Origin of the sequence: Pseudomonas sp. IT-P100 (genome assembly GCF_949767185.1) — a bacterium.
GTDB classification, from domain to species: Bacteria; Pseudomonadota; Gammaproteobacteria; order Pseudomonadales; family Pseudomonadaceae; genus Aquipseudomonas; species Aquipseudomonas fluorescens_B.
This window is the reverse complement of the sequence record NZ_CATKQK010000006.1, coordinates 75,253-99,220: the sequence shown is the minus strand read 5'-3', so window position 1 is coordinate 99,220 and position 23,968 is coordinate 75,253. Positions and strand designations below refer to the sequence as shown.

Genomic DNA, 23,968 nt, shown 5'->3' with positions numbered 1-23,968 from the left:
GGTTACAACTCATCCCGGGGGTATTGGACGGATACGTCGGGAAACTGCTGGCGCACGTCTTTCCAGTCGGCGCCCAGTCGCCCGGGCTGGCGCCAGTAACCGGCGGCCCTCAATACTTCTAAATGGCTGGTGTCAGCCAGCCTGGAAATGAACGCCTCGAACGACATCACGGTGGTCCATCGATCATTGGGAGGCTGCACCAGCATGACGTTAAGCAGTGCTTGCTCCGCTATCGAATAGGTCGGTACGTACTTCAGCAATGCGCCGTCGCGTGAGGAATAGTAGAAAGCCGTGATATCGAAGCCTTTGTTTTTCACGACCTGGGTGTGCGAATGAATCGACTCGGGAGAAGCATAGTTCTCAACGTCGGCATCCGATCCCGCTTGCACCTTGCCTGACTGATCAATCTGATGACTGGCCATCCATGTGTAGCCGTCAGGCAAGCGTGGCAATCGAGTGTCTGGTGTAGTTGAAAGGTCGTTGGCAGTGCGGAAGATCAGCCTGATGGCTGCATCGGGATGACTCGTGCCAGCGAGGGGCTGCATGCCGACGTATGAAAAGGTATCGGGTTTGGCCAGGATTGCGCTTGTACACGCCAATCCCCGATTAAAGTGTTCCGCTCGAAACTGAGCATAACGAGCAGCATCGTCGGGATGATGAAACATCGGCCCAAACGGCAGACTGGAGGTGTTTGCCCACCTTGCTTCGACGGACACAAACGGCATACCGGCAAACCAGTCCTGACCCACCTCACCGGCACGGGACCAGTAAGCGCTGGTCAACAGCACCTCCAGTTTCCCCGCCGCTGCCATACGCCGAATGTAATCGGTCAGTTTGAATGAGCCACGGTTGATATCGTCCTGATCACGTTGAGCCTGCGCCGTTGTCGCAAACGGGTTGTCCCTGACCTGCACCTGGCCAAATTTGTCCCGCGACACCACCGGATCGAACGGCGCGAGTTCAAGACGTAGCAAGGCGCCGTCGCCACAGGAAAAATAAATCGGCCTGTACCCGTGAGACGTACGGACGCTGTCACGCGCCAGACTCACCTCCATGGGCGAAAAGAAGTGCCGGTAGTCATCGTCCGGCAGCCCCGGCGGCGTAGCGACCGCACACAGGATGAGCCCACTGTCCACGTAGCGGTAAGGCAATACGCCAGGAAACACACGGTCATACGCCAACCGTGAGTTGCGCACACTCACGGGCAGCGTCGCGAGGAATGAACCATCGCGAGCGTTGCGCAGGATAAATCCAAAGCCGGGTAATGAACGACTGCCCGCCTCTTCATGTGCCAGGCGGGCGGCATCCTGTTCCTGGATGCAGACCGCAGTGTAAGCCGGCTCCACCAAGGCCCTTGGGTAACCCGTCGTTTGGGGTATCGTCTGATACGGTTCAAACTCCGTGACTTCTCGAGCCGGGCCCCATAGGCGGCTTCCTGCAACCACTTTCAGATACCCGCAATTGACCAGTTTTTTAACCCACGCTGTCGGCGTCAACGTACCGGCATGGATCTGATCCTTGATCCAGGTGGCGTCCAGATCACGAGCCGGCTTACCCGACAGGCTGATCGCTATGCCCAGGTCCGCGCGGATGCGCTCCCATGTGCCGATCCGGTAACGGATGATCGATCCGTCGGGTGCAAACAGGTATTCATCGAGCGCCTGTGTTCTGCGCATGAAGGCGGTGTAAACGGTATCGACAGAGAGCATGTTGCGATAGAGCTCTTTGTCGACATCCGATAACAGGACGGGTAACGCGCGCAGCACCCGTGAGCGATAACGCGCCACGATCGTGCAGTCTGTCGGAAACTGACCGAGCTCGATCGCTGCATCCGCAAAGATCCACTTGATATCGAAGTCTTCCTGGGGGATATCGGCAGGATCAGTGGCCACAAAACGCCCATCAGAGCGCTGGAGAATCAGACCACCGAATGCCCTTGGCGTGCCGGCAGGCACTTGTGAACGAGCATGCACGGCGGCGTCATCGGCCGTCAGGAACACCGGACCGAGCGAACGACGCTGCACGTTCTGGCTCGGCGCCCAATGGGCGCCCACCAGCCCTTTCCTGTCCCAGCACACACTGGTGCGCAACACGTGCAATGCATCGTTGCGGGCGACCGTCGCGACAAAATCGGTTGCGCTCGACACGCCCTTGGCCAGATTGTTTTGAATGGCCTCCAGGCCCATGTTCGGAACATCGTTGTCGAACAGCGGGGTGTCCGGTCGGGGCACGTACTTCAGCAGTGCGCCATCCGGCGTCGACACGTAGAGCAGCGCCGGAACTCTTTCCCCGAAGACAGGGCGTTTTTTGGCGTTGTAGACAGCGACCCACAAATCTTTCGGAACAATGAAATGCTCGGCCAGCCAGCGTCGGGGCGCATCCCGCTCATGGTTGACCCGCTGGCGCGAATAGAAATAGGAGTGAGGAGCGAAGGACTCGGGATAAACATAGTCCCCGGACGTTGGGGAACGTCGGAACACACTGCGCTCCAGGAAAAGCTTGTCTCTTGGATAGCCGACGGGAACCAGTTCTGAAGCGACATATTCTTCTTTGTCCCTGTGCTTGAGAATGAAGCCGAACCAGGTCTGTCCTTCATCACGTTGTCCGGTGTTTCGGGCATAACGATCGAGCGCCGCTGCGTCGGCCGACTGGAACACCGCACCCAACGACACCCTCTCCGGGACATTCCGTTCCCAGGGGCCGGGAACGAAGTGCTCCGTGACTTTCCCCCGAGGTCGCCAGCGACCGTTGCTGATAATGACCTGCAAATCGCCGGCGGCCGACGCCTCTGTCACCAGTTGTTCCGGTTTGACCACGCCCTTTTCCAGGTCGAGGGCAAGCTTGCCGGGCGATTGGCTGGTTCCCAACTGTTTGAGCAGTGCCTGCGAGCGAGAGCTATCCGGGGTGAACCGGATCAAGCTGTCTTCGGCCCCCGACAGATAGGCCGACAGGTCGGTGGCGAGGCTATTGCGCAACGCTTTGACACTGAACATCAGCAAGCTCGTTGCCGCATCTTCGACGGACCATTCCAGATCCGCTGCTGCGTGTGCGTCGAGTGTCGAAAGCGCGGGGTGAGCGTAAAACCGACTGTGCAAGACATGATTGTCGGGGACACGCTCGTGATGCGTACTCGAGCTGGCCAATTGTTCGGCGGGCTCAGTAATCACGTACCGCTGATCATCTCGCTGGAGGATATAGCCGTAGTAACCGCGATTACGGCGCCGCCCTACCCGTTCGTGGGCATAACAGGCGGCGTCGTCCGCCGAAAGAAAGGTCCGGCCCAATACACTTAGTGTTGATACAGCATTTGTCGAGTCAGGCTGTTGAGGTTGTTCATCCATGATGGGAGTACTCCAGTGAGTCTTCATTGAACACTCACTGTCGCACTGTGAAATACGCCCATGGCGGTACATAGTTATTCCTCCCCCCCCCGAACTGCTTGCGTACGTGTGGGCACGGCTCATCAGGCGTTCTACAGCTCGTCACGGTCTGGCTTCACCTCCGGTTGTACTGTCGGCGTCCAGGTCGAGTCCAGACGTCCGAGGCGGCGCCAGTAACCATCGGTGTCCACGACTTCAAGCCGGCCGACGCCTGCGAGTCGAGCGAGGTAAGCAGCGACCCCGTCCTTTGCTTCCTCATTGAAAAATGCGGTTTCCTGTGCCGAGAAACTGGGGGTGAATTTGAACAGCGCGCCCCCGCGACCGGAGAAGTAGCAACTACCGCCGGAGACCCCGCTCTTTTTCACCACGTCCCGGCTGAACCACAGGTCCGCCAGGGCCAGGTTATCCAGCAGCAATCGATCCATCGCAGAGGGGTCCTTGACCAACAGGTTGAAGCGTTTGTAGAACTGATGGACGGCGACCCATTTGTAGTCCGGAGGAAATATCGGTAATGGCAATGGTTGCGCCCCCGGTATGGAAACAGGGGCAATGGGCCCGCCCACCCCCGAGTAAAACAGCGAACTGGCAGCGCCACTGTCGGGGCCGTCTTCAAGCGGCTCGACAGCAACGAATGAAGCGCTCGCCTCATGCATCAGGATCCCCCCCAGAAACTCCTGAGCAACGTAATCGCCAATCTGTCTTTGGGCCGAACGAGCCGCATCATCGGCATGTGCGAATACAGGCCCGAGGGCAAAGCTGTTATCCGGCGCCCATCTCACCAACCCGATGCCGGTTTTGACACCTCGGGAGTCCACCCTGAACGGCGACCAGAAAGCGCTGCGCACCACTGCCTGCAACTCACCGTTTGCGATCACTTTACGCAGATATTCGAACAGCGTTTCGCTTCCAGATTGCAGGACCTTTTCGTAGGCGAGCGCGACCTGCAACTGGGTCCACTCTGGTGCGATGGACTTGGGCTTGTATCGCAACAAGGCGCCATCGGCACAGGACACAAAGACGGAGAGGAAAGCAGTGACTGCCTCCGTGCGCACACGGACAGCGTCCAACCCGTACATCAGATCCCGAGGCGAGATGAAACTCTGATTCAAGTCGTGCGGCAGTCGCCCCGCTCCGGCCGAGGAACACAGAAAAATCCCCTCCACGCGGTACCCCAGAGGCAATAGCCCGTCGGGAAATACCTTCTCGACAGCGAGACTTCCTCGCCGCCCGTCGATCGGCATCGTCGTCACATACCGCTCGGCGTTCAGCGCCTTGAGTATGAACCCGAACATCAATCCGGTTCGAACGCCAACCGCTCGGTGGACATGCCGTACGGCGTCGTCCATTTGCGTGAAGACCGGACTGAACGCCGGATCAGCAATAGCCGACCGATGCACTTGCGAAGGGCCTCCCTCGGAATAAGCGCTCCATACCGACAACTGCCTGGCCTTGCCCCAGAGTCGGCTGCCTTTGATCACTTGCAACCGACCGGCTCTTGCAACCTGATTGACGTATTCACTCGGGGTCAGCGTGCCATTGCGCATTTGCAGCTCTATCGGGGTGTGCCGGCGCTGCAATTGACTGGGGGACGCCAATGACCGCGCGAGTTGTTTTTCCGCAGCACTGGCGCTGAGGGTGTAGCTGATGAGGCTGCCGTCGAGCCCCAGCAGATATTCCTTGCCGGGCGAAAGCGACGAGCCGCTCAGGATTGCCGCCAGAAAATCAGTGGAGAACATGGTGAGGTACACGTCCCGCTCGCGGTTCGACAGCGCGAAAATCGGTTCGACCTGCATTCGCGAATGGTAGCGGGCGACAACCGTGCTCCCGGCCAGAAACAGTCCCTGCTCGATCAACTCGTCCAGGCGAATCCAGCTGGCAGGGAAATTCTCGACCTCGACGGCCACCGGCAATGTTGCGACAAACAAACCATCGAGCCGACGCAGCACCAGGCCACCGTAGATCCGCTCTCGCCGCGAGCCCAACTGCTCCAGCGCATGGCGCACTGCATCATCCTGCGACACAAAGACCGGGCTGAGCGCTCGTCGCTGGAGCTGTACATAGGATTTCCAATCGGCGCCGACAATGCCCGTCTCGTCCCACAGCTCACTGGTACGCAGCACCTTCAGCTCTCCGGCCTTGGCGATCCATTGAATGACGTTGGCAAAGGGCGGCGTGGCGTTGAGCAACAGCGACTTGAGCTGCTGCAAACCGTTCGCGTCGAATTGTGTTGAGGTGGCCGAATATTGATAGCGCAACAAGGCCCCATCCAGGGTCGCGATAAAAACGCTCAGGTCCTGAAAGTGCGTAAGGCGTTGGGTGCCATCGTCGTCATGGATCGCCGCAGCCAGTTCGGTCATGGAAGCAAAATGACGGGCAAACCAGGCGTCCGTTGTCGATAACCCATCGGGAATCCAGCTTGCCGAGTAATAAAGCGCGAGGGTGCGAAACTCGTCGATCAATACGGGCGCGCCAAAGTCGCTAGCCTGGTTCAGCGCTCCCAGGTGGCTGGCAGGCACCGTTTCGGTCGCCACATACTCTTCGCGGTCCTTGTGCTTAAGGATAAAACCCCAACCCGCAGCCGCCGCACGGTAGTCGAGCCGGGCGCGATGACGGGCGTTCAGCACCGCGTCTTCGGCATTGGAAAAAATCGCGCCGAGCACCGGAACGGAAACGCCTGCGGGCGCTGATTCATCACCCAGCACCGTTCCCCGCGGCCCCCACACATCATTGCCCGCGACCACACGCAATCGGCCAGTCCCGGCCAATTCTTCGACCACGGCATCGGGTGCCAGTGTGCCGACTGCCAGCTCCCGGTCTATCAAGGTGGAATCATCGGCAAGCAAGGTAACTCGCTCTTTCACCTTGTTGCGAGCGGCCACTTTCGATAAATCGGGGCTGTAAGCCAGCAGGCTGTCTGGCGAACCTGAGAGGTAAAAATCGGCAACATGCGCGCTCTTGGCGAGCACTGAGCGAATGTCCTCGGTGGTGAACATTTGCGCCTGCGTCAATTGCTCTTCTGCGTCGGCACGGACAACAGCACTTGAGTCCGTTTGCCAGCGTGAAGCGTACAACCCATAAAACGAGTGTCCCTCGAGCAGTACGATCGGTGCTCCTGAGGCGTCGAGAGGACAGAGCCGGTCCAGGGCAAACCGCGGCTGCGCGCCGATAACCGGCTCAGTGGCGACAAAACGTTTGTCTTGATCCTGCAAAATCATCCCGACAAAGCCTTGTTCACGGCGGCTGCCGATGTACCCATGCGCAAACCGTGCAGCATCGTCGGCGAGGAGGAAAGCGGGACTCAAACGCCTTGACCTCGCATAGGGTTGCCAGTCGGTGCCAACGTTCCCGACAACATCCCATAACGCGCTGTCCTTCAGCACCGTCAACTCGCCGGCTGCTGCCACCTGCTTGACGTAAACCGCAGGCTTGAGCGTACCTTCCTTCAGTCGCGCGTTGAAGTCTGTGCTGTCCTTCAGCGCAGCTTCACGCTGGTGCGCCGAAGGCTGGTACTGCAAAACGGCACCGTCGCGGGTCCGGGCGTACACCTTCAGATAGTCCGGGTACTCCTGCCGGTAAACATCCCACAGCGAAAACCTGATGCCAGCCGCCAGCTCGTCCGGTGAAAAAAACCGCTCATACAGCCAAGGCTCGCTGGCACTCTGCGCCCCATCACTGTGCGATATGAAATAGACGCCGTTGAGGTCGAAATCGAGCAAAGGCTCCAACTTGCGATCCGCTCGCATCGGAAATGTTTTGAACAGTTCGGCTGCCGGATTGCTGGAAAGAACCGGATAGGTCGCCATGCATTCCGAGCTGCCGGCAGAGGTCACCACAAACCCTAGATAAAGGCTGTCGGACGTCGGGGGGAGCGTCGTTGCTGCGGCTTCTATCGCCTTGTCCACTTGATCGGACACCGCACAAAAAAACGGCTGTACCGGCGTCGGACTTCGCTGCGCGGCAGTACCGAGGCTCCAGTTCGCCGACACGTTTCCTCGCACTCCGCCCCACTGAGCGTTGGGTACCAGTACGCTCAGCGTGCCGGTCGTGGCCAATTTTTGAATCAATCGCTCAACGTCGGAGAACGGCCCGAAAGCCTTGAACGCCACCTCAAAGAGCTTTTTCTCCTCTGCCGGTTGAGTGGACTCGTATTTGATCAGCGAGCCATCCGGCCCCGATAAATAGTGGCGCTGTCCATAGGCACCCGAATCCTGCATGTCGCTGAGGATGTAGTGTCTCGAAAAAAAACCGAGGCTCAACTTGATCTGCTCGTTCGTCCAGCCTGGGTGAACACGCAGGACTTCGGCGTGATTGGCCGAATGGGACAAGTAATACGCAGCGCCACTGTAGCCAGGGGAGACGAACAGCTCCCGAGGGTTGTCGGCAGACAGCAGGGTGTCAAAATCGAAACGCCCTTTCTTGCCTGGCACAGGAAACGTGGGCTGATATTTACCGTCGGCCCGTTGCAGGATTACGCCGCCGTAGTGCTGGTCATAGCGCGCGCCAATCTGCCGATGCGCCCAATAGGCCGCATCATCGGCGCTCATGAATGTTGGTCCCAGGGCGGGAAATCGTGCCGTCGCCCGGGCGGTTGAAGGTGTATTGATCGAAGTGCTGTCCATGCTCTGCTCGCCTGATTGAGAGTCCCTCATCATCAAGATTGCGCAGCGCAACGGGCGGTACATATTTATCGCTTGCCGGGATTTGCTGTTAAACACCGTCAGCACCAATGCTGCGCACGCAGGCGCACCTGCCTTGCACTCAGGCCCCAGTCTGGTGCGCGCCCCAGTCCACCAAAGGCTCTATCCCGAGTTTTCCCGGCCTTTGCCGAACAGGCACAGCCCTTGCTAAAGACCCTTCAGTAGTCCGCATCTGCCAACCAAGAAAATTCATAAATTCATGGAGATCGCACAATGAAGCGTCGCAGCTTGATCAAGGCTTTCACACTCACGGCAAGCATTGCCGCGATGGGCATGACCTGGACCGTCCAGGCCGCCGAGACCATCAAGGTCGGTATTCTGCATTCGTTGTCCGGCACCATGGCGATCTCCGAAACGTCCCTGAAAGACATGGCGTTGATGACCATCGACGAGATCAACGCCAAGGGCGGCGTGAACGGCAAGATGCTGGAACCGGTGGTCGTCGACCCGGCGTCGAACTGGCCACTGTTCGCGGAAAAGGGTCGTCAACTGCTGACCCAGGACAAGGTCGCTGTGGTGTTCGGTTGCTGGACGTCGGTGTCGCGTAAATCGGTGTTGCCGGTGTTCGAAGAGCTCAACGGCCTGCTGTTCTACCCGGTGCAATACGAAGGCGAAGAAATGTCGCCGAACGTGTTCTACACCGGCGCCGCGCCGAACCAGCAGGCGATCCCGGCAGTGGAATACCTGATGAGCGAAGAAGGCGGCAGCGCCAAGCGTTACTTCCTGCTCGGCACCGACTACGTCTACCCGCGCACCACCAACAAGATCCTGCGTTCGTTCCTGCACTCCAAAGGCGTGGCCGACAAGGACATCGAAGAGGTCTACACCCCGTTTGGCCACAGCGACTATCAAACCATCGTGGCCAATATCAAAAAATTCTCGGCAGGCGGCAAAACCGCTGTCATCTCCACCGTCAACGGCGACTCCAACGTGCCGTTCTATAAAGAGCTGGCCAACCAGGGCCTGAAAGCCACCGACGTTCCGGTCGTGGCGTTCTCGGTCGGTGAAGAAGAACTGCGTGGCATCGACACCAAACCGCTGGTGGGCAACCTCGCGGCGTGGAATTACTTCGAGTCGGTAGAGAACCCGACGAACAAGAAATTCGTCGCCGACTGGAAAGCCTACGCGAAGAAACACAACCTGCCGGGCGCCGACAAAGCGGTGACCAACGACCCGATGGAAGCCACCTACGTTGGCATTCACATGTGGGCGCAAGCGGCGGAGAAAGCCAAGTCCACCGACGTCGACAAAGTCCGCGAAGCCCTCGCCGGCCAGACCTTTGCCGCGCCGTCGGGTTACACCCTGACCATGGACAAGACCAACCACCACCTGCACAAGCCGGTGATGATCGGCGAGATCCAGGCGGACGGTCAGTTCAACGTGGTGTGGCAGACCGAAGGGCCGATCCGCGCCCAGCCGTGGAGCCCGTTCATTCCCGGCAACGACAAGAAGCCGGATTATGCGGTGAAGAGCAACTAAGCCATTGGATGTCGGGCTTGGCACACAGCCCCGGGCCCGACAAAACTCCTGTGAGAGCGGGCTTTTGTGGCGAGGGAGCTGGCTCCCGCTGGGCCGCGAAGCTGCCCCCTTACTGACCTGGAAAGAAGGGGACTGCTGCGCAGTCCAGCGGGAGCAAGCTCCCTCGCCACAGTAAGTCTGTCTCCACATTTAGTCCGCGCAAGGCCATGCATATGCCCACCGCCCTTTACCGCTTCATCCTCGCCATCGCGTTGTTACTGCCGATGGCTGTACACGCCAGCGACGCCGAAGATTTCGTCGCCGCCAATCCCGTGCAGCAAGCCAAACTCCTGGAAACCTGGGCCGCGCAGCCCGATCCGGCCCGTGTCGAACTGATCAAGGCCCTGCAGCAAGGCGAGTTGATGGTCGACGGTCAACCGAAAACCCTGCGCCTGAACAATCGCCTGCGGGGTCTGATCGACACCGCGCTGGCCAGCCACCAATTGCTCGCCGCCGACGCCAAAATCCGTCTGGGCGCCGCCCAGCAATTGCAGAAAAGCGCCAAACCCGCGCAGCTGAAATTTCTCGACCAGCAACTGGCTGGCGAAAAAGATGAAAACGTCCACGCCGCCCTCAGCCTGGCCCTGGCCAATCTGCAACTGGTCGACACCGACCCGGCCGTGCGCCTCGCCGCTGTGCGTCTGCTCGGCGAAACCGGCGATCCATTGGCCCGCACTCGTCTCGAGAGTCTGCTGGCACCGGGTGTCGAAGCCGACGCCAGCGTGCGCACGGCTGCCGAAACCAGCTTGGCCCAAGTCAAACGCAAACTGCTGATCGGCGAAATGCTCGGGCAAGCCTTCAGCGGTATGTCCCTCGGCTCGATCCTGTTGCTCGCGGCGCTTGGCCTGGCGATCACCTTCGGCCTGCTCGGCGTGATCAACATGGCCCACGGCGAGATGCTGATGCTCGGCGCCTACTCGACGTACGTGGTGCAACTGATGTTCCAGCGTTTCGCTCCGCAAGCCATCGAGTTTTATCCATTGATCGCGTTGCCGGTGGCGTTTTTCGTCACCGCCGCGATTGGCATGGCACTGGAACGCACGGTAATTCGTCACCTCTACGGTCGCCCGCTGGAAACCCTGCTTGCGACGTGGGGCATCAGCCTGATGCTGATTCAACTGGTCCGATTGCTGTTCGGCGCGCAGAACGTGGAAGTGGCCAACCCTGCCTGGTTGTCCGGCGGGATTCAGGTGCTGCCCAATCTGGTGCTGCCGTACAACCGCATCGTGATCATCGCCTTCGCCTTGTTTGTGGTGGTGCTGACCTGGCTGCTGCTGAACAAGACACGCCTGGGTTTGAACGTGCGCGCCGTCACGCAGAATCGCAACATGGCGGCCTGCTGCGGCGTGCCCACCGGGCGCGTCGACATGCTCGCCTTTGGCCTAGGCTCGGGCATTGCCGGCCTTGGCGGCGTCGCGCTGAGCCAGATCGGCAACGTCGGCCCGGACCTCGGCCAGAGCTACATCATCGACTCGTTCCTGGTGGTGGTGCTCGGCGGTGTCGGTCAGTTGGCCGGTAGCGTGCTCGCCGCGTTTGGCCTGGGCATCGCCAACAAGATTCTCGAACCGCAGATCGGCGCCGTGCTCGGCAAGATCCTGATCCTCGCGCTGATCATTCTGTTTATCCAGAAACGTCCGCAAGGCCTCTTCGCACTGAAAGGACGGGTGATCGACTGATGAACCAGCCCCTGATGCTCACGGCCAGCCAAAAGGCCGGCCCCAAAGTCACGATTGCCGTCGGCGCGGTGATCCTCGTTCTGTTGCTCGCGCTGCCGCTGCTGTCGCTGTTGTCGCCGGACAGCGCGTTTCATGTCTCGGCTTATACGCTGACCCTGGTGGGCAAGATTCTTTGCTACGCCATTGTCGCCCTGGCGCTGGATCTGGTCTGGGGCTACGCCGGCCTGCTGTCCCTCGGCCATGGTCTGTTCTTCGCCCTCGGCGGTTATGCGATGGGCATGTACCTGATGCGCCAGGCTTCGGGCGATGGTTTGCCCGCATTCATGACGTTTCTGTCGTGGACCGAACTGCCGTGGTACTGGACCGGCACCAGCAGTTTCCTCTGGTCGATGTGCCTGGTGGTACTGGCGCCGGGGTTGCTGGCGCTGGTGTTCGGGTTCTTCGCCTTCCGTTCGCGGATCAAAGGCGTGTATTTCTCGATCATGACCCAGGCCCTGACCTTCGCCGGGATGCTGCTGTTTTTCCGCAACGAAACCGGATTTGGCGGCAACAACGGCTTCACCAATTTCCGCACCATTCTCGGTTTTGGCATCACCGAACCGGGGACGCGCGCCGTGCTGTTTTTCGCAACGGTGCTGTTGCTGGTGGCGAGCCTGTTCATCGGTTGGCGCCTCGCGCAAAGCAAGTTCGGCCGGGTGCTGACCGCGTTGCGCGATGCAGAAAACCGCCTAATGTTCTGCGGTTACGACCCTCGCGGATTCAAGCTGTTTGTCTGGGTATTGAGCGCGGTGTTATGCGGTCTGGCCGGTGCGCTGTATGTGCCGCAGGTCGGCATCATCAACCCGAGCGAAATGTCGCCGACCAACTCCATCGAAGCCGCGGTGTGGGTGGCGCTGGGCGGTCGCGGCACACTGATCGGGCCGCTGCTTGGCGCTGGCGTGGTCAACGGCATGAAGAGCTGGTTCACCGTGGCATTCCCGGAATACTGGCTGTTCTTCCTCGGCGCGTTGTTCATCGTCGTGACCTTGTACCTGCCCAAAGGCGTGATCGGCCTGCTGAAGAAAAGGGGTGACCAATGAGAGTGACTGCGACGGCTGAATTCATGCTCGAACCGGCGTTTTATCCACCGAACCCGAACAAGGACGCCGGCAGCAGCCGCGACGCCATCGGCCTCGGCCAACGCGTCGGCCCCGGCCTGGATACCCGCCACGGCACCATCCTGACCCTGGAAGACATCAGCGTCAGCTTCGATGGTTTCAAGGCTCTGAACGATTTGAACCTGTACATCGGCGTCGGCGAATTGCGCTGCATCATCGGCCCCAACGGCGCGGGAAAGACCACGCTGATGGACGTGATCACCGGCAAGACTCGCCCCAGTCATGGCAAAGCCTGGTTCGGTGAAACCCTCGACCTGACGCAGATGAGCGAAGTACAGATTGCTCAGGCCGGCATCGGCCGCAAGTTCCAGAAGCCGACAGTGTTCGAAGCCCTGAGCGTATTCGAAAACCTGGAGCTGGCGCAGAAAACCGATAAGTCCGTGTGGGCCAGCCTGCGGGCTCGCTTGAGTGGAGAACAGAAGGATCGCATCAGCGAAGTGCTGGAGACCATTCGCCTGACCACCTCGGTCAATCGTCCGGCAGGCTTGTTGTCCCATGGTCAGAAGCAGTTTCTGGAGATCGGCATGTTGCTGGTTCAAGACCCGCAATTGCTGCTGCTCGACGAACCGGTGGCGGGCATGACCGACGCCGAAACCGAGTTCACCGCCGAGCTGTTCAAAAGCCTGGCGGGCAAGCATTCGCTGATGGTGGTGGAACACGACATGGGGTTTGTCGGCTCGATTGCCGACCACGTCACCGTATTGCACCAGGGCAGCGTGCTGGCCGAAGGGTCGCTGGAACAGGTGCAGGAAAACGAGCGGGTGATCGAGGTGTACCTCGGTCGCTGAACCTGCCAACACGGTCACTGTGGGAGCTGGCCTGCCAGCGATAGCAGTGGGTCAGACAACATCAGTGCTGAATGTGCCGCCCCCATCGCTGGCAGGCCAGCTCCCACAGGGGTTCTGTTTGAAATTCAAGGAATCTGGACATGCTGCAAGTCGACAAGCTGCACCAGTACTACGGCGGTAGCCACATCCTGCGGGGCCTGACGTTTGACGTGAAGGTCGGTGAAGTCACCTGCCTGCTCGGGCGCAATGGCGTGGGCAAGACCACCCTGCTCAAATGCCTCATGGGATTGCTGCCGGCCAAAGAAGGCGCGGTGAACTGGGAAGGCAAGCCGATCACCACGTTCAAGCCGCACCAACGGGTTCACGCCGGAATCGCTTACGTGCCTCAGGGCCGGGAGATTTTTGGCCGGTTGACCGTGGAAGAAAACCTGCTGATGGGCCTGTCGCGGTTTCCTGGCAGTGAAGCGAAGGAAGTCCCGGCGTTCATCTACGAGCTGTTCCCGGTGCTGCTGCAAATGAAGCAACGGCGCGGCGGTGACTTGTCCGGTGGTCAGCAACAGCAGCTTGCCATCGGGAGGGCATTGGCCAGCCGACCGCGGTTGCTGATTCTCGACGAGCCGACCGAAGGCATCCAGCCTTCGGTGATCAAGGAGATCGGCGCAGTGATCAAGAAGCTCGCGGCACGGGGCGACATGGCGATTCTGCTGGTGGAGCAGTTCTACGACTTCGCCGCCGAACTGGCCGATCAATACCTGGTGATGTCACGCGGCGAGATCGTGCAGCAGGGTCGCGGAGAAAATATGGAAGCCGAGGGTGTACGCGGTCTGGTTACGATTTAATCTGCAGCATCCTGACGATAACTGAAAACCATGAATTTACCTGCCCACACCACGCTGTTCACGCCTAGCTGGCACGCCGAGCTGGAACTGGGCTATGCCCGATTCGGCGACAGCACGCGCCCGGTTCAGCGCCGGCACAAAGGTCCGTTGCGGGTGCAGAAACATCTGTATGCCGAAGGGCCCGAAGTGTGCCAGCACATCATCGTGCATCCGCCCGGAGGGATTGCCGGCGGCGACCGGCTCGACATCAGCGCCAGTGTCGGCCACGGGGCGTGGGCGCAAATTACCAGCCCCGGCGCTGCCAAGTGGTATCGCGCGGCCGGGCCGGCTTATCAGACACTTGATCTGAAAGTAGCCAGCGGCGCGACACTGGAGTGGCTGCCGCAAGAGACGATTATCTTCAGCGCCGCCCAGGCTGAACTCAGCACGTCCATCGATCTGGAAGGCGACGGGCGGTTGTTCTACTGGGACGTCGTGGCGCTGGGCCGCCCGGCCAGTGGCGAGCGTTTTGACCGCGGGCATTTCCAGGCGCAGCTGGACATCCGTCGCGACGGCCAGTTGCTCTGGCATGAACGCCAGCGCATTGTCGGCGATGATGGTTTGCTCGATTCGCCGATCGGAATGGATGGGCAACCGGTGTTTGCGACGTTGTTGGTAACGGGGGAGATTGATAGCGAGCTGCTGGAGAAATGCCGTTCGCTGAACCATGAAGTACGCGGGGATTTGACGCAGTTGCCGGGGCTGTTGGTTGCACGATGCCTGGCCCGTGAGGCATTGCTGGCGCGGGGCTGGCTGATTGATTTGTGGCGGATGCTCAGGCCGGCACTCCTCGACCGAGAAGCCGTCCCACCCCGAATATGGAGCACCTGAAATGCAATCCCGGGGAGCGGGCTTGCCCGCTCCCACAGGGATCTGCGCCAGCAGATCCAACTCTTTTTTATCTGCCCGGATGGATTCCAAACGATGGACCTGACCCCACGCGAAAAAGACAAGCTGCTGATCTTCACCGCCGGCCTCGTGGCCGAGCGGCGTTTGGCGCGCGGCGTGAAACTCAACTACCCGGAAGCCATGGCCTATATTTCCGCAGCGCTGCTCGAAGGCGCCCGTGACGGCCAGACCGTGGCCGAGCTGATGCACTTCGGCACCACCCTGCTCAGCCGCGAACAAGTGATGGAAGGCATCCCGGAGATGATCCCGGAGATCCAGGTCGAGGCCACCTTCCCCGACGGCACCAAACTGGTCACCGTCCACCAACCCATCGCCTGAGGCCGTGCCATGACTTACCACATCCGCGATGCGCTGCACGCTGACCTGCCGGCGATCCGCGACATCTACAACGACGCCGTACTCAACACCACGGCGATCTGGAACGACCAGGCTGTCGACCTGGGCAACCGCCAGGCCTGGTTCAGCGCCCGGCAAGCCCAGGGCTATCCGATCCTGGTGATCGTCGACGGCGATAACAGCGTACTCGGCTACGCTTCATTTGGTGACTGGCGACCGTTCGATGGTTTCCGCCACACCGTCGAGCATTCGGTCTATGTGCGCAGCGACCAGCGCGGCAATGGTCTCGGTCCGCAATTGATGGACGTGCTGATCGAACGCGCCAAAGGCTGCGACAAGCATGTGATGGTCGCTGCCATCGAAAGCGGCAATGCCGCCTCCATCCGCCTGCATGAACGCGTCGGTTTCGTGACCACCGGGCAAATGCCTCAGGTGGGCACCAAGTTCGGTCGCTGGCTGGACCTGACCTTCATGCAACTGACCCTCAACCCTGGCGCCGAACCGTCGCCCGCCAGCAAGGAGTAACGCCCGATGAACGCCGCCCAACTGCGCCGCGTCAATGTTGAAAGCTTCGCGCACTATCGCCAGGGTTTGATTGATCTGCTGCTCGACGCCGTGGGTTATGGCGCCAGTGTCGGCTTCATGGCCGATCTGGATGCCACTCAGGCACGCGCCTATTTCGATGAAGTTCAGGACAACCTCAACAAGGGCAACGTGCTGCTGTGGGTGGTAGTCAAGGACGAACAGGTGCAGGCCAGTGTGCAACTGACCCTGTGTCAGAAAGCCAATGGTCTGAACCGCGCCGAAGTGCAGAAACTGCTGGTGCGTGAACACGCGCGCCGCCGTGGCCTGGGCCAACAGTTGATGAGCGCTTTGGAACAGGCCGCGCTCCAGCACAAGCGCGGCATGCTCTACCTCGACACCGAAGCCGGCTCCCCTGCCGAGGACTTCTACAAGGCTCTGGGTTACAGCCGGGCCGGCGAAATCCCCGACTACGCCTGCGACCCGAGCGGCCGCTACAAGCCGACCGCCCTTTACTACAAAATTCTCCAGGGAGCCCATTGATGATTCCCGGTGAATTCCAGATCCAGCCCGGCGACATCGAACTCAACGCCGGCCGCCGCACCGTCAGCCTGAAAGTGGCCAACAGCGGTGACCGGCCGATCCAGGTCGGCTCGCACTACCACTTTTTCGAAACCAACGACGCCCTGACCTTCGACCGCGCCGCCAGCCGCGGCATGCGCCTGAACATCCCCGCCGGCACCGCCGTGCGCTTCGAGCCGGGGCAGAGCCGCGAAGTCGAGCTGGTCGACCTGGCCGGGCATCGCCGGGTGTTCGGGTTTGCCGGCAGGATCATGGGTGACCTCGATTAACACCGTCTTTGTGGCGAGGGAGCTTGCTCCCGCTCGAGCGCGAAGCGCTCGCAATACAGCTAATGCGATTTATCTGAATACACCCAGACGGCAGATTTTTACGACTGCTGCGCAGCCGAGCGGGAGCAAGCTCCCTCGCCACAATGGGCAGCGGACTGCCGCACTTTCCAAGGCAAACATATGAAAATTTCGAGACAAGCCTACGCCGACATGTTCGGCCCCACCGTCGGTGACAAGGTCCGCCTGGCCGACACCGAGCTGTGGATCGAAGTGGAAAAGGACTTCACCACCTACGGCGAAGAAGTGAAATTCGGCGGCGGCAAAGTCATCCGCGACGGCCAGGGCCAAAGCCAGCTACTGGCCGCCGAAGTCGTCGATACCGTGATCACCAACGCGCTGATCATCGACCACTGGGGCATCGTCAAGGCCGACGTCGGTCTCAAGGACGGGCGCATCGCCGGCATCGGCAAGGCCGGCAACCCGGACGTGCAGCCCAACGTCACCATCGCCATCGGCGCCAGCACCGAAGTGATCGCCGGTGAAGGCATGATCCTCACCGCCGGCGGCATCGACACCCACATCCACTTCATCTGCCCGCAGCAGATCGAAGAAGCCTTGATGAGCGGCGTCACTACCATGATCGGCGGCGGCACCGGGCCGGCCACCGGCACCAACGCGACCACTTGTACGTCCGGCCCATGGCACCTGGCGCGGATGCTTCAAGCGGCGGATGCCTTCCCGATGAACATCGGCCTCACCGGCAAGGGCAACGCCAGCCTGCCGGAGCCGTTGATCGAACAGGTCAAGGCCGGCGCCATCGGTCTCAAATTGCACGAAGACTGGGGCACCACACCCGCGAGTATCGACAACTGTCTCAGCGTCGCCGATCAGTACGACGTGCAGGTGGCGATCCACACCGACACGCTCAACGAGTCGGGTTTCGTCGAAACCACCCTCGCCGCCTTCAAGGGCCGCACCATCCACACCTATCACACCGAAGGCGCGGGCGGCGGGCATGCACCGGACATCATCAAGGCCTGCGGCTTTGCCAACGTGCTGCCGAGTTCGACCAACCCGACCCGGCCGTTCACCCGCAACACCATCGACGAACACCTCGACATGCTGATGGTCTGCCACCACCTGGACCCAAGCATTGCCGAAGACGTGGCCTTCGCCGAAAGCCGTATCCGTCGCGAGACGATTGCCGCCGAGGACATCCTCCACGACCTCGGCGCGTTCTCGATGATCAGCTCCGACAGCCAGGCCATGGGCCGTGTCGGTGAAGTCATTACGCGCACCTGGCAGACCGCCGACAAGATGAAAAAACAGCGCGGCCCGTTGCCCGATGATGGTGAAGGCAACGACAACTTCCGCGCAAAACGCTACATCGCCAAATACACCATCAACCCGGCAATCACCCACGGTATCAGTCATGAAGTGGGCTCGGTAGAAGTGGGTAAATGGGCAGATCTGGTCCTGTGGCGCCCGGCGTTCTTCGGGGTCAAACCGACGCTGATCCTCAAGGGTGGCGCCATTGCCGCCAGTCTGATGGGCGATGCCAACGCCTCGATTCCGACACCGCAACCGGTGCATTACCGTCCGATGTTCGCCAGTTACGGCGGCTCGCTGCATGCCACCAGCCTGACGTTTATCAGCCAGGCGGCGCACGAGGCCGGTCTTCCCGAGGCATTGGGCTTGAAGAAGAAAATCGCTGTGGTCAAAGGCTGCCGTGAGGTGCAGAAAACCGACCTGATCCACAATGACTACCTGCCGAGTATCGATGTCGATCCGCAGACGTATCAGGTCAAGGCCGACGGTGTCCTGCTGTGGTGCGAGCCAGCGGATGTGCTGCCGATGGCTCAGCGTTACTTCCTGTTTTGATCGGTTGACTGCATCACCGGGGCCTTGCCGGGCCCCGGCGTAAAGCAATAACGATCAGCTGTTCGGCTGTACGGTGAAAGGAATTTCCACCCGTTGCAGTCTTGCCCGTTCGATCGCCTGGCGTGTGAAGGTTTTGATAAAGGCTTTCCTGTCTTCGTCGATGACTTCCAGCTCGGCGGCATATTCCGCTTCGGTCATGACGTGTCCCGGTGCAAACGCGCTTTCCGGCTTGTTCAATTCAGCACCGAGTACCCTGAGTTCTTCCTTCAACTGAGCCTTTTGCTCCAGAGACAGTGTTGTCTCGGTTGCACGTTTTTCCAATGCTGAGTAGAACTCGATCGTGGCTTCGATCCGGCGACTGAAACCTTTGACCCCCCCCCGATTGACGCCCTCGACATAGGATGCCCAGAACGGTTGATCGACGAGTAAATCAGCCAGAAGCTCTCCTTCCTCAAGGTCCAGTACACGTCGCAAAGCATCCTCGATCATCGCTGGCGTAACCGCGGCGATTTTTCTGAACTGCATTTTTCGCGTCTGCCAGGGCAGGTCCAGCCGCTCGGCAAGATCCGTCATGAATGCCAGGTGAACTTCAACCTCATCAATCGTGCCAGTGACCTCGCCCGCTGCATTGATGCGCCTGAATTGCTCCCCAACCGCCTCGCGTTCGGACACCGTTTTGCGGGCAATCCTGCTCAGTTCATCCAGACGTGACTTGCCCCGCGCCAGCGACACCAGTTCAGCCTCCACCAGCGCAGGATTGGCCAGTTCATACGCCTCATGAATCAGCACTTCCATTCCCATGGCGTTGAACAGCTGCGCGCCGGCATCGACACACGCCGTGGGCACGGTGGTCATAGTGAAGAGTTTTTGCCGCAGCTCGGTATTTTTCGACATCGCTTCGAGCATTCGCCAGACCTTGGCAGTCATGTCGATCCGAAACCCGGGATCGTGCTTGAAGTGCCCCGATTCCGTGAGTTTGCGAATCTCGTTGAAAAACCCGAGCGAGCCGATCTCATCCTCGACGCTGTTCCACACTGCCTGTTTGGCCACCCATTCCCGTCGGGTCATGCCGGCCTCCCAATCGAGGCTGTCACGCACGCCACGAGGCGGATACGGTCGATCGGGGTCCATGCCGACGGACGCGATGTACTCCCTGAGCGTCTGCAGATTGAAGGCCGGCAGATAATCCGTGTCCCGGCTCAACACCGTGCGCGCCAGCAATTCCGCCTCAACGGAGCCACGCGCGACCATGGGCACGTAGGTGATTTCGTTGTACTGCATGTCCAGGTAAAAATGCCGGAAGCGTGGCTGCGCGAACAAACCGTCCGGCCAGGTCCGAATGCCAGTGTCGGCCAGGATCAGCGTATGCAACATGCGCATGCTGCCAATATCCGGTTCCCGGCCCAGAGGGTTGCCGTACAGGTCCAGGACCTGAAGCCGTGTCAGGTTGCGCAGGTCCGCGACGCCTTGCGCATCCAGGACAATGCGGTTTCCTCGCATGTTCAATTCCGTCAGTGCGCGCATGCGACCGACGGCACGAGGAATCCGGGTGAGCGAATTACCGTTGACGTTGAGCGAACGCAATCGGGGGAAATGATAGAGCAGGGAAATATGCGCGTCGGTCAATTCGGTCAGGGTCAGATTGAGGCGGGTGACGTGATCGAAGGTGCCCTCCAGCATGGGCATGGTGCGCAGATGACGGCCCAGCGGCATGTTCTCGAGGTCGAGCACAACGCCTTGCAACTCGCCAAACGAATCCACATGGCGCAATCCGGAGTGCTGCCAACACTCTCTGATCGCTTTGTACAGCGCGTTTCTGGATCGCCATTCAGCGATGCCGGCGGACGTGAAGCGGTATGACTCAGTCGGCGATTTCAGCCAGCGTTGGAAATTGGTGTTCAACCGATCGAATTCCGCTTCCAGGGCACTCGCCCTCTGCTCAAAACTGACCTCGCTGCCACCCGCCTGCAGATAAGCCTGCGCCTCGGCCTCCGTCCAGCCTGGGCGGACAACCCGCACACGTTCCTGTGGCGTAATGTTCCCGGTGACCCGCCGCAGCCCTTGGGAAACTCCGCGCATACCGCCACGCAGCCGCATCGAGGCCGGGTCGTAAGCGGGTTTACGGACAGGGTTCTGCGCCAGAAGCGCGTTGAACCTGTCCCGTGGCAAGGGCGTTTTTTGAACGGCCTGCTTGAGCGTTGCGCCTTGATTGATGTGATACCCCAGCGCGTTTCGTTCGGCATCAGGCAGGGCGTGCAGTACGGACGCGTAGAGATCATCGGGCCCATGCAGGTGCAGATCATCGTCATCGCGGGCCTGGTACTGACCGTCCTCGCTGACCAACACACGGCGAACGGAGGCATTGGCCGGGCCGACACTGTCGTGCAACGGTCCATCAAATGAATCCTCGCGGATTTCGATCTGCACGTTGTCGGGCCAGTCGGGCAACGCTTGCAACGAGTGCAACGCCAGCCGTTCGGTATCGACACTGTACGCGGCATCGAGAAACAGCCCTTCGTAGGCGCGTGCCGCTCGTAACGCCTGCAAAGTCCCCCGCGTACGCTCTTGCAGCTGTAAGGGGATGCGCGAAGAGTCGATGATTTTGAGCCGTTCTTGCGGTTCGAGGTCGGCCAGCAACTCCCGGGCGATCACCGTGGGCAGGCCGCTGAACGCGTCCTGAAGCGCCAGCACTTGCCGATTGTCGGTCTGTTGCAGACGACGATCCCGCGCGTTGAACAGCGAATCACGCTGATTGCCCGCCCGTTCGGCCAGCTTGTTTTTCAACGCATCGATCCGGATGTGCTCGTCTGTCGAAATGCCCTGTCCGAGCATTGCGTGGACGTCGGCCTCGCTCATGAACTTCACGGCAAGCTCTGGAAGTTTTCCTGCGCTGACCTCGGCACGGCTTATCTTCAGCGTGTTGGCCGGCGACGCGTCGACATTGCCGTACTTTGTCGAACGCCCGGCAATACCTGCGCCGTCAAAAAGCTCGATGTTTTTTTGCTCGGGCCATCTCGGCAGGTCAACCAGCAAACGGGGCACCTGTTCGATGAACGCTTCAGGCACCTCATCGCGCAGTATCTGTTCGGGCAGTTTCTGCACCTCGGCCCAGGTCTTGAACCGCTCGATCGTGTCGGTCAGCAATGCTGGCGCGGGTTCGTTGACCACGTGCAACCTGCGCAACTGGTTTTCTTCGAGACCACTGACGACCCGAATCTGCTCCAGCGTCGTGTCGGAGAACCCCTCGACCGACGGCCCCATGCGCCGCATGAGTGTGGTTTTGTCCCACTCGAGAGGTCGGTCGAGCTCGGTCCTCCATACTCCCGCACCGTCATGTTCGAGTGTTGGCTGATACGCCTGCGCCCGATCCGGATGTTGCAGGTATGGCTGACCGGTGCGCGGATCGTTTCTGACTTCGAAGTGCTTGCCTTCATGCTTCAGAAAGTCTTTTTCGCTGTGGCGGTACAGCCCCTGCTCACTTGGCGTCCCCCCTTCGGGCAGCGTCAGGTCATGGGCGTAGGGCGACAGGTCCGGCTTCCACAGGCGCGTCTGGCCGTCAGGCAACTCAACCTTTTTCAACTGATCGATAAAGGCCGACGGTTTGACCGACGCCGCCGCACCGGCGGGCAAGACGTTTCCCGCCGCCATGATCGCCAGTTGGGCGAAATTGATCATGACGCCGGTGAGATGGGCCGCCGCTTCCTCCCTGTCGCCCTTGCTCCACTCTTCAATGCCCTCCATGGTTTCGAACAGCATCTGCCCGACCATGACCGCCAGCATCGCTTCGCCGAGCCCCGGCACCAGCATGGCGCCAAAGTTGAACACGTTCCAGCCGATGGTCAGATAGCTGGTCAACCGATTCCAGCGGGTGGTCGCGTCTTCGTCCCCGGTCGGCACAGCGATGTGCCGCGCATCGGCAATGGCTTTGTCCCTGCGCCAGCGACCGATTTGCGTCCAGAGATCGCCTGAGATGATGAGGGTGATGGGCTCTGCGTTGGCGTTTTCAACCGCGGTCTCTCGCCACCACGGCCCCATGTCCAGCGGTTCACGCTGCGTCCAGGTGAACGTGGTGAAACGCTCGCGAACCCGGGCAAAGAATTTGCCATGGTCTTTTTGTGCGACGAATCGGCTGAAAAACTGTTGATAGTCCGGCGAGCGCAACTGGCTCGTCAGTTCCTTCATGAAGTCAGTGAAGGACGCATACTCTTTGAGCGGGTGCTCAGGATCATCCGGAACATAGGCGATCAACGTCCCGTCGAGACGGCTTTGTTGAAAATCATCTTCCCTTTGCAGCATGGCGTCGACGAGACCGCCGGGGCCATTGGCGAAAAACGCCTCGAGCAGTTTGAACTGGGCAAATTCCTGGCCTGGCAGCAGCGTCAAACGCCTGGACCATTCCAGCAGTGTGCGCTGGTGCGCGGGAACCAGACTGTCGTAGATTCTTTTCACTTCAATGGGGTCTGCCACCGCGCTGAATAACAGGATGCCGGATAACCTGAACCCCATTAGCGAAAGTCGATGACATTGCCAAGGGCGATTGTTCCATAGGATGCCCTTTTCATTGCCACGAACTTGCTTGAGTTTCCCGTAGCCATAGGAACTGATGTCGCTTTTCAAGTAAGCGATCAGCGCGGCTTCGTCGAAAGCGGCTTTTTCGCTGGCCAGGCATCGCCGTTCAACCAACGCTTTGGCCGTGTCTTCTTGCGGACTCAGCAGGCCCTTTATGTGCTGCTGATAGTGCGTACCGATATCAAGCGTCCGGCACAGGGCAGCAAACCGTTCGACGGTCAGCGCATGCCGCTGTAACTGGTTTTCGTCGTCCAGGGTGAAGATGCCAGAGCCATCGCGAAATGCGTCGGCCTGCGTTTCAGGCTCCTCGAAATTGTGAAGCGCCGCTTCCAGCAAAGTCGATTGCCTGAGTCGACTGGCATTGGTATCGATGCCAAAACCCAGCTTTGCCGGGATATACAGGCGAATGAGCGTCGCATTGACGTCCAGATCGAGATTCAGTTGTTCCTTTAATGCTTTGACGAGCAAGGGTTCGGCAAAGGCGAGGATGTCCTGCTGCAAATGCTCCAGCGCTTCGTCCAGCGGGGCCTGAGTGCGCCAGCGCTCATCTGTCAGTTGCTTGAGGTACTGACGATCGATGGCGCGTGCATTCAAATACCACTCCGGACAACCCGCTGCCGAATCGGCCATCGATAGCAGACGCGAAACCGGTGCGTCTTTTAGCGGCGAAGGCAGTTTGCTCAGAAGATAATCATGATGGACATTATCCTGGCCTTGTCTCTGTCCGGAATTAACTTGCAACGCCGGAACGTCCGATAGTTGGGTCATTTCGCAAATCCTTATGCGATGAAAAGAACCACCAGACT

At 60.0% G+C, this 23,968-nt stretch carries 14 protein-coding genes; 11 read left to right on the top strand and 3 right to left on the bottom strand.

Annotated features, from left to right (window positions below):
• Positions 1-2 precede the first annotated feature (2 nt).
• Positions 3-3,341 (bottom strand): hypothetical protein, encoded by a 3,339-nt coding sequence (locus ACM6IQ_RS05255; protein WP_414878198.1) that lies wholly within the window; start codon positions 3,339-3,341, stop codon positions 3-5.
• Between the two features lie 131 nt (positions 3,342-3,472).
• Positions 3,473-7,999 carry a hypothetical protein gene (locus ACM6IQ_RS05250; protein ID WP_414878197.1) on the bottom strand — a complete coding sequence of 1,509 codons (4,527 nt, stop codon included), beginning with the start codon at positions 7,997-7,999 and terminating at the stop codon, positions 3,473-3,475.
• 291 nt (positions 8,000-8,290) lie between these two features.
• On the opposite strand from ACM6IQ_RS05250, the gene urtA reads away from it, so the two are divergent.
• From urtA to ureC, 11 genes are all read left to right on the top strand, one after another.
• Complete coding sequence (gene urtA / locus ACM6IQ_RS05245) at positions 8,291-9,556, top strand: urea ABC transporter substrate-binding protein (RefSeq protein WP_017336315.1); 1,266 nt, start codon at positions 8,291-8,293, stop codon at positions 9,554-9,556.
• A gap of 212 nt (positions 9,557-9,768) precedes the next feature.
• Positions 9,769-11,271 (top strand): urea ABC transporter permease subunit UrtB, encoded by a 1,503-nt coding sequence (urtB, locus tag ACM6IQ_RS05240; RefSeq protein WP_414878196.1) that lies wholly within the window; start codon positions 9,769-9,771, stop codon positions 11,269-11,271.
• On the top strand, positions 11,271-12,350 hold the full coding sequence (gene urtC, locus ACM6IQ_RS05235) for an urea ABC transporter permease subunit UrtC (protein WP_017336313.1): 1,080 nt from the start codon (positions 11,271-11,273) through the stop codon (positions 12,348-12,350). Before urtB ends, urtC begins: the two co-directional genes overlap by 1 nt.
• Positions 12,347-13,216 carry an urea ABC transporter ATP-binding protein UrtD gene (gene urtD / locus ACM6IQ_RS05230; protein WP_414878195.1) on the top strand — a complete coding sequence of 290 codons (870 nt, stop codon included), beginning with the start codon at positions 12,347-12,349 and terminating at the stop codon, positions 13,214-13,216. Before urtC ends, urtD begins: the two co-directional genes overlap by 4 nt.
• A gap of 140 nt (positions 13,217-13,356) precedes the next feature.
• Positions 13,357-14,055 carry an urea ABC transporter ATP-binding subunit UrtE gene (gene urtE, locus ACM6IQ_RS05225; protein ID WP_008031204.1) on the top strand — a complete coding sequence of 233 codons (699 nt, stop codon included), beginning with the start codon at positions 13,357-13,359 and terminating at the stop codon, positions 14,053-14,055.
• Between the two features lie 30 nt (positions 14,056-14,085).
• Positions 14,086-14,925 (top strand): urease accessory protein UreD, encoded by an 840-nt coding sequence (locus ACM6IQ_RS05220; RefSeq protein ID WP_414878194.1) that lies wholly within the window; start codon positions 14,086-14,088, stop codon positions 14,923-14,925.
• A 93-nt stretch (positions 14,926-15,018) separates the two neighbouring features.
• On the top strand, positions 15,019-15,321 hold the full coding sequence (ureA, locus tag ACM6IQ_RS05215) for an urease subunit gamma (RefSeq protein WP_007907366.1): 303 nt from the start codon (positions 15,019-15,021) through the stop codon (positions 15,319-15,321).
• 9 nt (positions 15,322-15,330) lie between these two features.
• A complete protein-coding gene (locus ACM6IQ_RS05210; RefSeq protein ID WP_414878193.1) occupies positions 15,331-15,864 on the top strand; it encodes a GNAT family N-acetyltransferase in 534 nt (177 codons plus the stop codon).
• 6 nt (positions 15,865-15,870) lie between these two features.
• Positions 15,871-16,404: a GNAT family N-acetyltransferase gene (locus tag ACM6IQ_RS05205; RefSeq protein ID WP_017336309.1), complete on the top strand. Its 534-nt coding sequence runs from the start codon at positions 15,871-15,873 to the stop codon at positions 16,402-16,404.
• Positions 16,404-16,712: an urease subunit beta gene (locus ACM6IQ_RS05200; protein ID WP_017336308.1), complete on the top strand. Its 309-nt coding sequence runs from the start codon at positions 16,404-16,406 to the stop codon at positions 16,710-16,712. The genes ACM6IQ_RS05205 and ACM6IQ_RS05200 overlap by 1 nt, the downstream gene beginning before the upstream one ends.
• 180 nt (positions 16,713-16,892) lie before the next feature.
• Entirely contained in the window at positions 16,893-18,593 is a 1,701-nt protein-coding gene (ureC, locus tag ACM6IQ_RS05195; protein ID WP_414878192.1) for an urease subunit alpha, read from the top strand.
• A gap of 54 nt (positions 18,594-18,647) precedes the next feature.
• Here the strand turns inward: ureC and ACM6IQ_RS05190 are convergent, their stop codons facing one another.
• Positions 18,648-23,930, bottom strand: coding sequence for a dermonecrotic toxin domain-containing protein (locus tag ACM6IQ_RS05190; RefSeq protein ID WP_414878191.1), 5,283 nt, complete (start codon positions 23,928-23,930; stop codon positions 18,648-18,650).
• Positions 23,931-23,968 lie beyond the last annotated feature (38 nt).

Coding starts and splice junctions, on each gene's coding strand:
- ACM6IQ_RS05255 (WP_414878198.1), bottom strand. CDS start 3,341: ATGGATGAACAACCTCAACAGCCTGACTCGACAAATGCTGTATCAACA.
- ACM6IQ_RS05250 (WP_414878197.1), bottom strand. CDS start 7,999: ATGGACAGCACTTCGATCAATACACCTTCAACCGCCCGGGCGACGGCA.
- urtA (WP_017336315.1), top strand. CDS start 8,291: ATGAAGCGTCGCAGCTTGATCAAGGCTTTCACACTCACGGCAAGCATT.
- urtB (WP_414878196.1), top strand. CDS start 9,769: ATGCCCACCGCCCTTTACCGCTTCATCCTCGCCATCGCGTTGTTACTG.
- urtC (WP_017336313.1), top strand. CDS start 11,271: ATGAACCAGCCCCTGATGCTCACGGCCAGCCAAAAGGCCGGCCCCAAA.
- urtD (WP_414878195.1), top strand. CDS start 12,347: ATGAGAGTGACTGCGACGGCTGAATTCATGCTCGAACCGGCGTTTTAT.
- urtE (WP_008031204.1), top strand. CDS start 13,357: ATGCTGCAAGTCGACAAGCTGCACCAGTACTACGGCGGTAGCCACATC.
- ACM6IQ_RS05220 (WP_414878194.1), top strand. CDS start 14,086: ATGAATTTACCTGCCCACACCACGCTGTTCACGCCTAGCTGGCACGCC.
- ureA (WP_007907366.1), top strand. CDS start 15,019: ATGGACCTGACCCCACGCGAAAAAGACAAGCTGCTGATCTTCACCGCC.
- ACM6IQ_RS05210 (WP_414878193.1), top strand. CDS start 15,331: ATGACTTACCACATCCGCGATGCGCTGCACGCTGACCTGCCGGCGATC.
- ACM6IQ_RS05205 (WP_017336309.1), top strand. CDS start 15,871: ATGAACGCCGCCCAACTGCGCCGCGTCAATGTTGAAAGCTTCGCGCAC.
- ACM6IQ_RS05200 (WP_017336308.1), top strand. CDS start 16,404: ATGATTCCCGGTGAATTCCAGATCCAGCCCGGCGACATCGAACTCAAC.
- ureC (WP_414878192.1), top strand. CDS start 16,893: ATGAAAATTTCGAGACAAGCCTACGCCGACATGTTCGGCCCCACCGTC.
- ACM6IQ_RS05190 (WP_414878191.1), bottom strand. CDS start 23,930: ATGACCCAACTATCGGACGTTCCGGCGTTGCAAGTTAATTCCGGACAG.